The organism is Variovorax pasteuri (assembly GCF_051216435.1).
In the GTDB taxonomy this organism is placed as follows: Bacteria; Pseudomonadota; Gammaproteobacteria; order Burkholderiales; family Burkholderiaceae_C; genus Variovorax.
In genome coordinates, this window is the sequence record NZ_JBPJZS010000001.1 from 230,761 (window position 1) to 246,065 (window position 15,305).

Sequence of the window (15,305 nt, forward strand, 5' to 3'; positions counted from 1 at the left end):
CGATTGACATGATCATCAGCCCTCCCTTCCTGTCGTTGAGCGACATCCCCGTCTATGACGGTCAGTGCGTCAGTAGCGTCATGCCCGGTGGCATTGTCGGCAGTGGTGCCTACCCGATCAGTCAGGCCATGGGCTGGCATGGCGGACTTCACATCCACGCCCCCACCAATACGGAGCCCGTGCGCGCCATTGCCGACGGCACCGTGGTCTTCAGACGCGACGCAGGCAACGCGCGCTACGACAACGAGGACCATTCGACGGGTTGCGTCGTGATCCGTCACGTGAGCGAGATCGGCGCGCAAGGCTCCACGCCTGTCACCGTCACCTACTACTCCATCACCCAACATCTTCGGCAACTGGATCGCGACCTGCCCGCTGTCGGCAGGGCCATCTATCGCAAGGACAAGCTGGGACTTGCTGGCACCATTCATGGCGAGAGCGACCGCATCCATCTGGAAATCATCGCGGGCGATGCCGACACCCTCAAGCTCGTCGGACGCAGCACCGGGGAATTGGCTGTCGGTGGCAGCGGTCGCATCGATGCGGTTTACGGCCAGATGTATGTGCTGGTGCCCGCCAAGAGCCCGTGGTACAGCGCGCAGCCAGCCGGCGTCCCCGGGGCCACGGCTGCCGGCGACAGTGGCAACGACGACCTGGTCATCGGCATCCGGTATGAAGCGGGTAGCGCCACGCTCACCACATACAAGCTCAGCGGCGGCATCGTTGGAACGGCGCCGCGAGAAGCCGATGCCGAATACAACCTCTACACCGAGGCGAACGCGCGCCATGGCCGGCTGAACGCAGCCGACCAGCCCCACAGCAGCCCCAGTGGCTGGTAAGAGTTGCTGCGCTTCGGTCGCAATCTGGGCACGGACCCCTTGCCCGCAAATGCAGCCCACTGGCGCAAGGTCGTCGTGCCGGGCCAACCAGGCGGTGTCTGGATCAATCTGAATGCCAGCAACACCAGGAAATTCAGCGATGCCGATTTCCCGCAGTGGGCAGGCTGGAAGCTGATCGACGATGACGTGACCGACGACAACAGCCGCTGCGACTCGGCCGCGATCAACGCGATGCTGACCTCGCCACCTCAATCCTTCGTCAACTGCGCCACTGCCGTTAATTTTCCTGGCGCGACGGGACAAAATCCACCCAACATGAACGGATTGGTTGATCGCTCAGTCGCATTTGTGAACGCTTTAATGGTTTTGGCTGATGTTCCTTTGTTCGAGAATTCCCAACAAATTTACGAGCCTCAGCCAGAGAGCTACGTTCAGCAAAGGGCCGTATGAAATCAGTATCCATTCTCTGGATGGTTCTCGCCCTTCATCTGCCCTGCAATGCAAATGCTACGGATTTTTCTAGCCCCACTGCTGCAGACAGGCTCAAGATTGAATGCGGCTACGATCTTGGAGAGGAAATAACCAGGGAAATTATTTCGGAGGAGATAAAAGAAGGTGTTTTTGATTCTGCCAAATACGTCAATTTTGATTTCCGAATTAATTTGAGAATTTTGCAAAAAGAGGTGGCAGCCAATATTGTTTTTAATTGCATTGGTGAGGGGTCACGTGCCCCATCTAAGAAATCGCTGACGCCGATTCAATTGATGCGGCAGGAGGATGCAGGTGGTCGTTATTTTCGGCACGTCGCATGGCAACGAAAAATACATGGGCGTAATTGGAGTGGCTTGATTGCTTATTCTGATTATCTTTTTGGAGACGGGCAGAAAACGCCGACTTACACCTATTTGATCTGTCGTGCTCAATCGCAGTGTTTTAATATTGAGATTGATCCAAGAGATAGACTGACCTCCAGGGAGCGTGAGGCAGTGCTTGATTTGATAAAGGACATTTCGTACGAAAAATAAAAAGATGAAATCTTGGATATTTCAATCGAAAAGTAAATAAGTTTCTCAGTGTTGTCTCGAACGCTGGAGGCCTGCGGTTTGCGCTGCGCATGTCACGCGACCCGCATTGGTCTCGCTTGGTGAGACGCGTGGATCTCCGCCATGGCGGTTGCAGCAGTCGCTGGGCGGCTGTGGCCTTTGGACCCCGCAACATGCATGCTGTATTGCAGTAACTAGGGAATATCCCAGTCAAGTAGTGCATGAAAGTACCATTGCTGTCCGTCGAAGTACCAAAGCTGCAACGGCGTTTCTCCAGAATCCACCCCACGGCGACCCGACAAGAAGAGGGCGTCGCTCACCTCTAGGAGACAACATGAAGCGTTTTCTGAAAGCGGGCCTCGTCCTCGCACTCATCGGCACGGGCGTCGTGTCCCAAGCCGCCACCGAACTCGTGATCGCGACCGTGAACAACGGCCACATGATCGAGATGCAGAAGCTCACCCCCTTCTTCGAGAAAGCCAACCCCGACATCAAGCTGAAGTGGGTCACGCTCGAAGAAGGCACGTTGCGCCAGCGCGTGACCACCGACATCGCCACCAAGGGCGGCCAGTTCGACGTGATGACCATCGGCCTGTATGAAACCCCGATCTGGTCGAAGAAGGGCTGGCTCAAGCCCATCGCCACCGATGCGGCCTACGACATCGACGACCTGCTGCCCGCCATCCGTAACGGCCTGTCGACCGACGGCAAGCTGTACGCGGCGCCGTTCTACGGCGAGAGCTCGATGCTCATGTACCGCAAGGACCTGGCCGACAAGGTGGGCGTGAAGTTTTCCGACCAGCCGACCTGGGCGCAGGTGAAGGAGTTCGCCGACAAGGCCAACGACCCGAAGGGCGGCGTCTACGGCATGTGCCTGCGCGGCAAGCCGGGCTGGGGCGACAACATGGCCTTCCTGACCACGCTGGTCAACACCAACGGCGGCCAGTGGTTCGACATGCAATGGAAGCCGCAGATCGACACCAAGGCCTGGAAAGACGCGATCACCTTCTACGTCGACATGATGAAGAAGGACGGCCCTCCGGGCGCGTCGGCCAACAGCTTCAACGAGAACCTCGCGCTCTTCAATGAAGGCAAGTGCGCGGCCTGGGTCGACGCGACCATCGCCGCGTCGTTCGTCAGCGATCCGAAGCAGTCGAAGGTGGCCGACAAGGTGGCGTTCACGCAGGCACCGACCGCCAGCACGCCCAAGGGCGCCAACTGGCTGTGGTCGTGGAACCTCGCCATTCCGGCCAGCTCGACCAAGGACGAGGCCGCGCAGAAGTTCATCAAGTGGGCCACCTCCAAGGACTACATCAGCCTCGTGGCCAAGGAGACCGGCTGGGCCTCGGTGCCGACCGGCACGCGCAAGTCGACCTACGCGAACCCCGATTTCCAGAAGGTCGCCAAGTTCGCCGAAGCCGAGAAGAAGGCCATCGACAGCGCCAACCTGACGGACAGCACGCTGCCCAAGTCGCCGTACGTCGGCGTGCAGTACGCGGCCATTCCGGAGTTCCAGGCCATCGGCGTGGCAGTGGGCCAGCAGATGAGCGCGGCGCTGTCGGGCAAGGTCACGGTCGACCAGGCGCTGAAGACCTCGCAGACCGCGGCCGAGCGTGAGATGAAGAAGGCCGGGTACTACAAGTAAAGCCTGCGGGCTTTGCTCCCTCCCCTTGCGGGGGAGGGTAGGGGTGGGGGCACGCGGCGCGCGCGACAACGCCGCGCCTGAACAGGCAGCCCCCATCCCGGCCTTCCCCCAGCGGGGAAGGAGCCAGGGACCACAAGAAGGGATACCTCATGAAACGACTCCTGCCCCGCGCCCTCATGGCGCCCGCGGTGCTCACGCTCTTCCTCTGGATGATCGTGCCGCTGCTGATGACGTTGTACTTCTCGTTCGTCAACTACAACCTCATGCAGCCCGGCGAACGCACGTTCGCGGGCCTCGAGAACTTTCACTACTTCGTCACCGACCCCGACTTCTGGCCGGCCACATGGAACACGCTGCTGCTGATCGGCAGCGTGATCGTCATCACGGTGGTGTTCGGCGTGCTGCTCGCGCTGCTGGTGAACGAGCCCTTCCCGGGGCGCGGCATCGTGCGCGTGCTGCTCATCTCGCCGTTCTTCGTCATGCCCGCGGTCAATGCGCTGCTGTGGAAGCACATGATGATGAACCCCATCTACGGTGTGCTGGCCGACCTGTGGCGATTCTTCGGCGCCACGCCGGTGGACTGGCTCACCGACGTGCCGCTGTTCTCGGTGATCGTCATGGTGGCCTGGCAGTGGCTGCCCTTCGCCTGCCTGATCTTCATCACCTCGCTGCAGTCGCTGGACCGCGAGCAGATGGAGGCCGCGCGCATGGACGGCGCGAGCTCGTTCCAGCGCTTCTTCTATCTCACGATTCCGCACCTCGGCCGCCCGATGGCCGTGGTGATCATGATCGAGATGATCTTCCTGCTCAGCGTGTTCGCCGAGATCGCCATCACCACCAACGGCGGCCCGGGCAACGAGAGCACGAACATGACCTACCTGATCTTCAAGCAGTCGCTCATGAATTTCGACGTGGGCGTGGCTTCGGCCGGTGCGCTGTTCGCGGTGGTGCTGGCGAACATCGTCGCGGTGTTCCTCATTCGCATCATCGGCAAGAACCTCGACTGAAGGAACGACCATGCAACCCAGCAACTTCCTTCCCCAACTGCTGCGCACCGTCGGTGCGTGGGTCGTGGCGCTGCTCTTGTTCTTTCCGCTCGGCTGGCTGTTCCTCACGGCGTTCAAGACCGAGCTGCAGGCCATCCACGTGCCTCCGCTCTTCATCTTCGAGCCCACGCTGGACAACTTCGGCGAAGTTCAGCGCCGCAGCGACTACCTGCTGTATGCGCGCAACTCGCTCATCACCAGCCTGGGCTCGACCATCATCGGCCTGCTGATCGCGGCGCCCGCGGCGTACTCGATGGCGTTCTTCCGCACCAAGCGAACGCGCGACATCCTGATGTGGATGCTCTCCACCAAGATGATGCCGGCCGTGGGCGCGCTGGTGCCGATCTACGTGCTCGCGCAGACCGCGGGCATGCTGGACTCGCTCACCGCGCTGACCATCGTGTTCACGCTGTCGAACCTGCCGATCATGGTGTGGATGCTCTACAGCGCCTACAAGGACATTCCGAACGAAATTCTGGAAGCCGCGCGCATGGACGGCGCGAGCCTGTGGACGGAGTTCCGCCACGTGGTGCTGCCGCTGTCGGTGGGCGGGCTCGCATCGACCGGCCTGCTGTGCCTGGTGCTGAGCTGGAACGAGGCCTTCTGGGCGCTCAACCTCACCTCGGCCAAGGCGGGCACGCTGGCCACGCTCATCGCCTCGTACTCCAGCCCGGAGGGCCTGTTCTGGGCCAAGTTGTCGGCCGCCTCGCTGATGGCCATCGCGCCCATCGTGGTGTTCGGCTGGTTCAGCCAGAAGCAGCTCGTCCAGGGCCTGACCTTCGGCGCCGTGAAATGAACACCCCCCGTCTTCGCGCACTTCGTGTCGCTTCGCCAACCCCCTCAAGGGGGCGCTGCCAGCGGCCCGGCAAAGCCGGTTCCGCGGCAGCTCCCGCATTTCGCTGCGCGCTTTCGACCCGTGCAGGCGCTTCGGCAGCCTGCCCACAAGCAATCAAGGAGTTGTGAATGGCCTACCTCGAACTCAAGAACATCAAGAAGAGCTTCGGCGAAATCAACATCATCAAGGGTGTGGACCTGCAGATCCAGAAGGGCGAGTTCATCGTCTTCGTCGGGCCTTCGGGCTGCGGCAAGTCGACGCTGCTGCGGCTGATTGCCGGGCTCGAGCCCATCACCAGCGGCAGCCTGATGCTCGACGGCAAGGACATCACCTGGGCGCCGTCGGGCAAGCGGGACCTGGCGATGGTGTTCCAGAGCTACGCGCTCTATCCGCACATGAGCGTGTACGACAACATGTCGTTCGCGCTCAAGCTCGCGGGCGTGTCCAAGAGCGAGATCAAGACCAAGGTCGAGCATGCGGCCACCACGCTCAACCTCACGCAGTACCTCGACCGCACGCCCAAGGACCTGTCGGGCGGCCAGCGCCAGCGCGTGGCCATCGGCCGCGCCATCGTGCGCGCGCCCAAGGTGTTCCTGTTCGACGAGCCGCTGTCCAACCTCGACGCGGCGCTGCGCGGCAACACGCGTGTGGAAATCCACAAGCTGCACCGCGCGCTGGGCGCGACCACCATCTATGTGACGCACGACCAGGTCGAGGCCATGACGCTGGCCGACCGCGTGGTGGTGCTCAAGGACGGGCTCATCGAGCAGGTCGGTACGCCGCTGGCGCTGTACGACCGCCCGGCCAACCAGTTCGTGGCGCAGTTCATCGGCATGCCGTCGATGAACATGGTGGCCGCCAATGCCATTCCCAGCTTCTCGGCCGCCACCGGCGGCAGGCTGCCCGCGGACGGCTTCCTGGGCGTGCGCCCCGAAGGCCTGCGCGTGCACGCGAAGCAGGGCGCGCCGGTGTCCGATGTGCAGGGCCGCGTCGAGCTCATCGAGGCGCTGGGCGCCGACACGCTGATTCACGTCGACGTGGGCGGCGTGCCGCTCGTCGCCCGCCAGAACGACCGCACGCCGCTGCAGGCCGGCGACGACGTGGCGGTGGAGCTCGACCCCTCCGTGCTCCATCTGTTCAACCGCGAAGGCCGTTCAGTCAGCGCGTGAGCCCGATTCCTTCAACGCCATTTCAACGGATATTGCCGTGACCATCGCGCACATTCCACCGGCTCCCACGGAGTTCACGGTGCTTCATCTCGGCCTGGGGTCGTTCCATCGCGCGCACCAGGCGGTGTACCTGCAGCGGCTGATCGACGCGGGCGACACCCGCTGGTCGCTGTCGGGCGCCAACATCCGGCCGGACATGGCCGACGTCGTCGCGGCGCTGCAGGCGCAGGGCGGACGCTACACACTCGAAACGGTGTCGCCGGCGGGCGAGTACCGCTACGAAGAGATCGAGGCCATCCGCGAGGTGCTGCCCTGGGAGCGCTCGCTGGCCAGCGTGATCGCGCGCGGCGCGACGCCCTCGACGCGCATCGTGTCGTTCACCGTCACCGAAGCCGGCTATTACCTCGACGACAAAGGCAAGCTGGACCTGTCGTTCGGCGAGCTCGCCGCCGATGTAGCGCGCGCGCGCCGCGGCGAGGCCGGCGGCGACAACGTGACCATCTATGGCGCGCTGTGCGCCATCCTGCGTGCGCGCAAGGAAGCGAACGCGGGCGCCGTCACGCTGCTGAACTGCGACAACCTGCGTCACAACGGCGAGCGCTTCCGCGCGGGCCTGCTGGAGTTCATTGCGCTCGCGGGCGACACCGGCCTGCTGGCCTGGGTGAACGCGAACACGCGCTGCCCGAACGCAATGGTCGACCGCATCACGCCGCGCCCGCCCCCCGAGCTGCGCGCGCGCGTGAAGGCCGCCACGGGCCGCGACGATGCCGCCGCCATCACCGGCGAGAGCTTCATCCAGTGGGTCGTCGAAGACAACTTCGCGGCCGGCCGGCCCGACTGGGGCCGCGTGGGCGCGGAGCTGGTCGAATCGGTGCAGCCTTACGAGGAAGCCAAGATCCGCATCCTCAACGCCACGCACAGCTGCATCGCCTGGGCGGGCACGCTGGTGGGGCTGGGCTTCATTCACGAAGGCACGCACGACGCGGCCATCCGGAAGATGGCGTTCGACTACGTCACCGACGACGTCATTCCCTGCCTGACCCCGAGCCCGATCGACCTCGCGGCGTACCGCGACGTGGTGCTCGACCGCTTCGGCAACCCCGCCATCCGCGACACCAACCAGCGCGTGGCGGCGGACGGTTTCTCGAAGATCCCGGGCTTCATTGCGCCGACGGTGCGCGAGCGCCTGGCGGCCGGTCACGGCATCGACAGCGTGGCGATGCTGCCCGCGTTGTTCCTGGCGTTCCTGCAGCGCTGGCACAAGGGCACGCTGCCCTATGCCTACCAGGACCAGGGCATGGACGAAGCGGAGGCGCACGCGATCTGCGACGCGGCCGATCCGGTCGTCGCGCTGTGCTCGGACGCGGGGCTGTGGGGTCCCCTTGCCGCCGATGCCCGCCTGATCGATGCCGTGCGCCGCGCCAGCGAGCGCGTTGCGCGTTTCATCCAGACCGAAAGCCAGCCATGACCCGACGCCTTCAAGACCGCCATGTTCTGCTGACCGGCGCGGGCGGCGGCATCGGCCTGGCCGTGGCCGAGGCGTGCATTGCCGAAGGCGCGCGCTGCAGCGTGATCGACCGCGCGACCGCCGCACCCGACGCGGTGCGCGAACTGCAGCAGCGCCACCCGGACAGCCTGGCGTACATTGCCGCCGACGTCACCGACACGCAGGCCATCACGCACATGCTGGCCGAGGCGCAGGTGGCGTTCGGGCCGATCCACACGCTGTTCAACAACGCGGCGGTGTTCGACCTGGCGCCGCTGCTGGACAGCGACGAGGCCTCGTTCGACCGGCTCTTCGCCGTCAACGTGAAGGGCATGTTCTTCGTGATGCAGGCGGTGTTGCGCCACATGGTCGAGGCCGGCACGCAGGGTGCCTCGGTCATCAACATGGCCTCGCAGGCGGGGCGCCGCGGCGAGGCGCTGGTGTCGCACTACTGCGCGACCAAGGCGGCCGTCATCAGCTACACGCAGAGCGCCGCGCTGGCCATGGCGCCGCACGGCATTCGCGTGAACGGCATTTCACCAGGGGTGGTCGACACGCCGATGTGGGACCACGTCGACAGCCTGTTCGCCAAGGCCGAAGGACTGCAGCCCGGGGAGAAGAAGCGGCAGGTCGGGCTGGCGGTGCCGCTCGGGCGCATGGGCTCGCCGAGTGATGTTGCCGGCGCGGCGGTGTTCCTTGCCAGCGACGAGGCGCGCTACATCACGGCGCAGACGCTCAATGTCGATGGCGGCAACGTCATGAGCTGACCCTCTTGTGTGCGACCCGAGCCATGAATGAAGACTTCCACCTGTACCTCGACAGCGCCGACCTGACCGAACTGCAGGCCTGCCTGCCGCACCCGGTGGTGCACGGCGTGACCACCAACCCGACGCTGCTGCTTCGTGCCGGCGTCGGCCGCGCTGCCTTGCCGGGGCTGCTGAAGCGCTGCATCGAACTGGGCGCACGCCAGGTGCAGGCCCAGGTGTATTCCAGCGAGGTCGACGGCATACTCGAAGACGCGCGCGCCTTGCTGTCGCATTTCGACCGCGGCCAGCTCGTCATCAAGATTCCCGCCACGCGCCAGGGCCTGGATGCCGGCGCGCGGCTCATTGCGCAGGGCGTGCCGGTCACCTGGACGGCCGTGTATGCGCCCGAGCAGGCCCATTTCGCGGCGCAACTGGGCGCGGCCTACGCGGCGCCGTACCTCGGGCGTCTCGAAGACGCGGGCGCCAACGGGCTGGCGCTGATTGCGCAGATGCAGTCGCTGGTCGCACGGCGGCCTTTGTCCGGCACGCGACTGCTGGTGGCCAGCATTCGCTCGCGCGGGGCGTATCTTTCGTTGCTGGGGCTCGGCGTGGGGGCCATCACCATTCCGCCGCGTCTCTTTGCCGAGCTGCTCGACCATCCCGCCACGCTGGCCGCCGAACGCGGCTTCCTGGCCGATGCGAGCGCCTTGCCCTGATCGAGAATCCAGACACCATGCGCATAGCACTCACGGGCGAAGCCCTCATCGATTTCACCGCCAGCGAGGCGGGCACCCTGGCCTTCCTGGGGCACGAGGGCGGCTCGCCGCTCAACACGGCCGTGGCCTGCGCCCGGCTCGGACAGCCGACAGGCTTCTTCACGCAGCTCTCGACCGACCTGTTCGGCGAGCGGCTGATGGGTTTCCTGCAGAGCAACGGCGTGGACACGAGTTTCGTGCTGCGCAGCAATGCGCCTTCCACGCTGGCCTTCGTCGAGCGCACGCCGCAGACCAACCGCTACGCGTTCTACACACAGGGCAGCGCCGACGCCACCTGGGCGCCCGAGCCGCTGCCGCAGCTGCCGGCGGACTGCCGCTTCCTGCATTTCGGCTCGATTTCGCTGCTGCAGCAACCGGCTGCCACGCGCATCACCGACCTGATCACGGCGAACAAGGGTCGCTGCGTGATCGTGTTCGACCCCAACGTGCGGCCCAGCCTGATTGCGGACATGGTCGGCTACCGAGCACGCGTGACGGGCTGGTTCGCGCTGGCCGACCTGGTCAAGCTCAGCGACGAAGATGCCGAACTGCTCGCGCCCGGGCAACCGGTCGACGCCCTGGCCGCGGACATCCTGAAAGCCGGGGCGCGTGCCGTGATCGTCACGCGCGGCGGGCACGGCGCAACGCTGTGGCGCACGGGGCACGCGCCCATGGCCGTGGCTGCGCCGCGCGTGCAGGTGGTCGACACCATCGGCGCGGGAGACACCTTCACGGCCGGGTTGTCGGTCTCGCTGCTTGCGCACGGCGTCGAGCGGCCGGCGCAGCTCGGCGAACTGGGCGACGAGGCCTGGCGCGAGGTGATGCGCTTCGCCGCCACCGCCGCCGCGCTCAACTGCGCCCGCGAGGGTGCCGACCCGCCCACGCTCGCCGCGGTTCACATCGCGCTCGCGGAGGCACAAAATACCGGTGCTGCTTCCCGGTCCTGAACCGTGCTGCCATGACGACGTCCACACGCAAGCGTTCGATTCCCCGCCAGCGCCAGCCTGAGCTGGAGCGCGACTTTGCGCGCTCTCCCTCGCTGGGCTACGAGGCGCCCGAAGAAACCGGCCTGGTGCGCTGCCTGGCGCACGGCTTTCCCAGTCCGCTGGTGCGATGGCACTTTCATGAAGACTACGAGCTGCACCTGATCACCGAAACCTCGGGCAAGGCCTTCATCGGTGACTGGATCGGGCCGTTCCAGCCCGGGCACCTGGTGCTGTGCGGGCCGCGGCTGCCGCATAACTGGATCTCGCTCGACGTGCCCGAAGGCGGCGCCGCAGGGCGCGATCGGGTGATCCAGTTCCGCCACGAGCCCATCGAGCGCGCGGCCAGCGAGATTCCCGAGCTGCGCGAGGTGATGCAGCTGCTCGAGCGCGCGCGCCACGGCATCGAGTTCTTCGGCATGTCTGCGCAGGCGCAGGTGCACTGGGACCACATCAAGGCCGCGCGCGGCGTGCGGCGCCTGGGTCGGTTCTGCGAATTCCTGGCCGATCTGGCGGAGTGCACCGACTACCGGCTGCTGTCGAGCGTGCAGATGCAGGGCGCGGACGGCGATGCGCAGGTCGACCAGATCAACGGCATCGTCAACCGCATCACCAACAACATGGCCGAGTCGATCTCGATGTCGGACGTGGCCGCCGAGCTGGGCATGAGCGAGAGCCGCTTCAGCCGCTTCTTCCGGCGCTCCACCGGCAACAGCTTCACCGACTTCGTCAACCGCGTGCGCATCAACAGCGCCTGCCACCTGCTGATGCAGACCGACCACTACGTGACGGACATCTGCTACCAGGTGGGCTTCAACAACGTGGCCAACTTCAACCGGCGCTTCCTTGAAATCAAGGGCATGACGCCGAGCGAATTCAGAAAACAGGCCGACACGCGCTTCGGCAGCGGCGTCTCTTCGTAACACGGCAGGGAGTTCATCTTGTACCTGGGACTCGACCTCGGCACGTCCGAGCTCAAGGCGCTGCTGCTCGCCGACGATCACCGCATCGTGGGCGTGGCGCGTGCGCCGCTCACGGTCGAGCGGCCGCAACCGCTGTGGTCGGAGCAGGCGCCGCGGCAGTGGTGGCAGGCGCTCGAGCAGGTGATGGCGGCGTTGAAGGCATCCCATGGCGAGGCGTTGTCTGCCGTGCGCGCCATCGGCCTGTCGGGCCAGATGCACGGCGCCACGCTGCTCGACGCGGCGGGCGAGGTGCTGCGCCCGGCCATCCTGTGGAACGACGGGCGCAGCGGCGCGCAGTGCGAGGCGCTTGCGCGCGCCGTGCCGCGCCTGGGCGCGATCGCGGGCAACCTGGCGATGCCGGGGTTCACCGCGCCCAAGCTGATGTGGGTGCGTGAACACGAGCCCGAAATCTTTGCGCGCACGGCACGCGTGCTGCTGCCCAAAGACTGGCTGCGCTTCATGCTCAGCGGCGAGGCGGTCAGCGAGATGTCGGACGCCGCGGGCACGCTGTGGCTGGACGTGGGCGCGCGCGACTGGTCCGACGAGTTGCTGTCGGCCACCGGGCTCACGCGCGCACACATGCCGCGGCTGGTCGAAGGCAGCGAGGTGTCGGCGCAGCTCAAGCCCGAGCTGGCAACGCGGTGGGGCGTGGGCCGCGGCACGGTGCTGATCGCCGGCGGCGCGGGCGACAACGCCGCGAGCGCGGTCGGCATGGGGCTGGTGGAACCGGGGCAGGGCTTCGTGTCGCTCGGTACGTCGGGCGTGGTGTTCGTGTCGACCGACCGCTTCCTGCCGAACCCCGCGCAGGCCATGCACGCCTTCTGCCACGCGCTGCCGAAGCGCTGGCACCAGATGTCGGTGATGCTCTCGGCCGCGAGCGCGGTGAGCTGGGCGGCGAAGACATTCAAGTTCACCGATGAGGCGGCGCTGCTGGAGGCTGCGGCGTCGGTGCCGGTGTTGCAGCGTGTGCACTGCCCGCTGTTCCTGCCGTACCTGTCTGGCGAGCGCTCGCCGCACAACAACCCCGCTGCACAGGGCGTGCTGTTCGGCCTCACGCATGCGCACGGTCCCGCGGAGATTGCCTATGCCGTGGTCGAGGGCGTGAGCTTCGGCCTGCGCGACGGCTTCGACACCCTGCGTCTGCCGCCCGACATGCCGCTGCGCGAAGTGGCGCTGGTGGGCGGCGGTGCGCGCAGCGTGTGGTGGGGCCAGTTGCTGGCCGACATCTTCCAGGTACCGCTCACGCTCTATGCGGGCAGCGAGACCGGCGGGGCGCTGGGCGCGGCGCGCCTGGCGTGGCTGGCCGATGGCGGCGCCGTGGCTGAAGTCTGCACCTTGCCGTCGGTGAAGCAGGAGCTGGTTCCGGGGACGGAGGGCGTGGACACGCACAAGGCGCGGCATGCGCGCTTCCAGGCGCTCTATGCGGCGCTGCGGGATCAATTCGAATAAGCGACGCACATTCCGAGCGCCCATAAAAAAACCCGTCGCAAGACGGGTTTTTTACTTTCGCGAAACACCGCGGAACCGGCTTTGCCGGGCCGCAGGTGTTGCCCCCGGTAGGGGGGTGGCGCAGCGGACACGAAGTGCCGCGCAGCCTGGGGACGAGCGAAATTACATCCCCATGCCGCCCATACCGCCCATACCGCCCATATCGGGCATGCCGCCGCCGGCACCCGATTCTTCCTTCGGTGCGTCAGCGATCATGGCTTCGGTCGTCAGCAGCAGCGAGGACACCGAGGCGGCGTTCTGCAGTGCGGTGCGGGTGACCTTCGTCGGGTCCAGGATGCCCAGTTCGAGCATGTCGCCGTACGAGTCGTTCGCAGCGTTGAAGCCGTAGTTGCCCTTGCCGGCCAACACAGCGTTCACCACCACCGAGGCTTCGCCGCCGGCGTTGTTCACGATTTCGCGCAGGGGCGCTTCGATGGCCTTGAGCACCAGCTTGATGCCGGCTTCCTGGTCGGCGTTGTCGCCCTTGACCGAGTCGCCCACAGCTTGCTTGGCACGCAGCAGAGCCACGCCGCCGCCAGCCACAACGCCTTCTTCCACGGCAGCGCGGGTGGCGTGCAGTGCATCTTCGACGCGGGCCTTCTTTTCCTTCATTTCGACTTCGGTGGCAGCGCCGACCTTGATCACTGCAACGCCGCCGGCCAGCTTGGCCACGCGCTCTTGCAGCTTTTCACGGTCGTAGTCGCTGGTCGCTTCTTCGATCTGAACGCGCACTTGCTTCACGCGGGCTTCGATGTCACCAGCAGCGCCGGCGCCGTCGATGATGATCGTGTTTTCCTTGCCCACTTCGATGCGCTTGGCTTGACCCAGGTCGGCCAGCGTCACCTTTTCGAGCGTCAGGCCCACTTCTTCAGCGATGACCTTGCCGCCCGTCAGGATGGCGATGTCTTCCAGCATGGCCTTGCGGCGGTCGCCGAAGCCAGGCGCCTTGACGGCCACGACCTTCAGGATGCCGCGGATCGTGTTCACGACCAGGGTCGCCAGGGCTTCGCCCTCGACTTCTTCGGCAATGATCAGCAGCGGACGGCCAGCCTTGGCGACTTGCTCCAGCACCGGCAGCAGGTCACGGATGTTGCTGATCTTCTTGTCGAACAGCAGCACGAAGGGGTTGTCCAACAGCGCCGATTGCTTCTCGGGGTTGTTGATGAAGTAGGGCGACAGGTAGCCGCGGTCGAACTGCATGCCTTCGACGACGTCGAGTTCGCTGTCCAGCGACTTGCCGTCTTCCACGGTGATCACGCCTTCCTTGCCGACCTTGTCCATCGCGTCAGCGATGAGCTTGCCGATGGTTTCGTCGCTGTTGGCCGAAATGGAGCCGACCTGCGCGATTTCCTTGGAGGTGGTGGTGGGCTTGGAAGCCTTCTTCAGCTCGGCGACCAGGGCCGTGACAGCCTTGTCGATGCCGCGCTTCAGGTCCATCGGGTTCATGCCGGCAGCCACCAGCTTGAAACCTTCGCGAACGATGGCTTGTGCCAGCACGGTCGCGGTGGTGGTGCCGTCACCGGCGTTGTCCGAAGTCTTGGAGGCCACTTCCTTCACGAGCTGGGCGCCCATGTTCTGGAGCTTGTCCTTGAGTTCGATTTCCTTGGCCACGGACACACCGTCCTTGGTCACGGTGGGGGCGCCGAACGAGCGTTCGAGCACCACGTTGCGACCCTTGGGGCCCAGGGTGACCTTGACTGCGTTGGCCAGGATGTTCACACCCTCGACCATGCGTGCGCGGGCTTCTCCGCCGAAGACTACGTCTTTTGCTGCCATGATGAATTAACTCCGAATGGATTGGATTTGAATGAATCGGAAGGGGAGAAGGCTTACTTCTCGACGACTGCGAACAGGTCGTCTTCCTTCATCACGAGCAGTTCGTCGCCGTCGACCTTGACGGTCTGGCCGCTGTACTTGCCGAACAGGACGCGGTCGCCGACCTTGACGGTCAGTGCGGTCAGTTCGCCCTTGTCGGTGCGCTTGCCCGGGCCCACGGCCAGGACTTCACCCTGATCGGGCTTTTCGGCGGCTGCGTCGGGGATGACGATGCCGGAGGCGGTCTTGGTTTCGCTGTCAACACGCTTGACGATCACGCGATCGGCCAAAGGACGAAGTTTCATTGCATCTCCTGATATGGATAAGAAACGGGTTTGTGGTCGGACACCGGACGGGGCCCGGGTGCCCATTCGACTTGCAGCGAGTGGCTGTTAGCACTCGTCGGCAGCGAGTGCTAATGATAAGGGCATTCGGTGACGTTTCAAGGGCAGGGGATTGGGGGCGTCGTATTCCAGGGCCGTTTCCGCGCTGC

General features: G+C 65.2%; 15 protein-coding genes. 13 read left to right on the forward strand and 2 right to left on the reverse strand.

All coding sequences use genetic code 11. The features are described 5' to 3' along the window. Window positions 1–8: 8 nt before the first annotated feature. From ACSFBM_RS01025 to xylB, 13 genes are all read left to right on the forward strand, one after another. Window positions 9–839: a M23 family metallopeptidase gene (locus ACSFBM_RS01025; protein ID WP_435482737.1), complete on the forward strand. Its 831-nt coding sequence runs from the start codon at window positions 9–11 to the stop codon at window positions 837–839. A 3-nt stretch (window positions 840–842) separates the two neighbouring features. Beyond that, window positions 843–1,289, forward strand: coding sequence for a hypothetical protein (locus ACSFBM_RS01030; RefSeq protein ID WP_435482738.1), 447 nt, complete (start codon window positions 843–845; stop codon window positions 1,287–1,289). Further along, on the forward strand, window positions 1,286–1,864 hold the full coding sequence (locus ACSFBM_RS01035) for a hypothetical protein (protein WP_435482739.1): 579 nt from the start codon (window positions 1,286–1,288) through the stop codon (window positions 1,862–1,864). Before ACSFBM_RS01030 ends, ACSFBM_RS01035 begins: the two co-directional genes overlap by 4 nt. Window positions 1,865–2,216: 352 nt before the next feature. After that, window positions 2,217–3,527, forward strand: coding sequence for an ABC transporter substrate-binding protein (locus ACSFBM_RS01040; RefSeq protein WP_435482740.1), 1,311 nt, complete (start codon window positions 2,217–2,219; stop codon window positions 3,525–3,527). Window positions 3,528–3,676: 149 nt separating this feature from the next. Further along, complete coding sequence (locus ACSFBM_RS01045) at window positions 3,677–4,534, forward strand: carbohydrate ABC transporter permease (RefSeq protein WP_435482741.1); 858 nt, start codon at window positions 3,677–3,679, stop codon at window positions 4,532–4,534. A 10-nt stretch (window positions 4,535–4,544) separates the two neighbouring features. Beyond that, complete coding sequence (locus ACSFBM_RS01050) at window positions 4,545–5,369, forward strand: carbohydrate ABC transporter permease (protein WP_435482742.1); 825 nt, start codon at window positions 4,545–4,547, stop codon at window positions 5,367–5,369. 167 nt (window positions 5,370–5,536) lie between these two features. Beyond that, window positions 5,537–6,577 carry an ABC transporter ATP-binding protein gene (locus ACSFBM_RS01055; RefSeq protein ID WP_435482743.1) on the forward strand — a complete coding sequence of 347 codons (1,041 nt, stop codon included), beginning with the start codon at window positions 5,537–5,539 and terminating at the stop codon, window positions 6,575–6,577. Between the two features lie 79 nt (window positions 6,578–6,656). Further along, window positions 6,657–8,045, forward strand: a complete 1,389-nt coding sequence (gene dalD, locus ACSFBM_RS01060) for a D-arabinitol 4-dehydrogenase (RefSeq protein WP_435483706.1) — start codon at window positions 6,657–6,659, stop codon at window positions 8,043–8,045. Next, the gene (locus tag ACSFBM_RS01065; protein WP_435482744.1) at window positions 8,042–8,830 is read left to right on the forward strand and encodes an L-iditol 2-dehydrogenase; all 789 of its coding nucleotides are present in this window, start codon (window positions 8,042–8,044) and stop codon (window positions 8,828–8,830) included. The genes dalD and ACSFBM_RS01065 overlap by 4 nt, the downstream gene beginning before the upstream one ends. Window positions 8,831–8,853: 23 nt before the next feature. Then, window positions 8,854–9,525, forward strand: a complete 672-nt coding sequence (locus ACSFBM_RS01070; RefSeq protein ID WP_435482745.1) for a transaldolase family protein — start codon at window positions 8,854–8,856, stop codon at window positions 9,523–9,525. Window positions 9,526–9,542: 17 nt separating this feature from the next. Then, window positions 9,543–10,511 (forward strand): carbohydrate kinase family protein, encoded by a 969-nt coding sequence (locus ACSFBM_RS01075; RefSeq protein ID WP_435482746.1) that lies wholly within the window; start codon window positions 9,543–9,545, stop codon window positions 10,509–10,511. Between the two features lie 11 nt (window positions 10,512–10,522). Next, the gene (locus ACSFBM_RS01080; RefSeq protein ID WP_435482747.1) at window positions 10,523–11,470 is read left to right on the forward strand and encodes an AraC family transcriptional regulator; all 948 of its coding nucleotides are present in this window, start codon (window positions 10,523–10,525) and stop codon (window positions 11,468–11,470) included. A gap of 18 nt (window positions 11,471–11,488) precedes the next feature. Further along, a complete protein-coding gene (xylB, locus tag ACSFBM_RS01085) occupies window positions 11,489–12,958 on the forward strand; it encodes a xylulokinase (protein ID WP_435482748.1) in 1,470 nt (489 codons plus the stop codon). A gap of 162 nt (window positions 12,959–13,120) precedes the next feature. On the opposite strand, the gene groL is transcribed toward xylB, so the two are convergent. Next, the gene (gene groL, locus ACSFBM_RS01090) at window positions 13,121–14,773 is read right to left on the reverse strand and encodes a chaperonin GroEL (protein ID WP_435441693.1); all 1,653 of its coding nucleotides are present in this window, start codon (window positions 14,771–14,773) and stop codon (window positions 13,121–13,123) included. A gap of 53 nt (window positions 14,774–14,826) precedes the next feature. Continuing rightward, complete coding sequence (gene groES, locus ACSFBM_RS01095) at window positions 14,827–15,117, reverse strand: co-chaperone GroES (protein WP_093125512.1); 291 nt, start codon at window positions 15,115–15,117, stop codon at window positions 14,827–14,829. Between the last annotated feature and the right edge of the window lie 188 nt (window positions 15,118–15,305).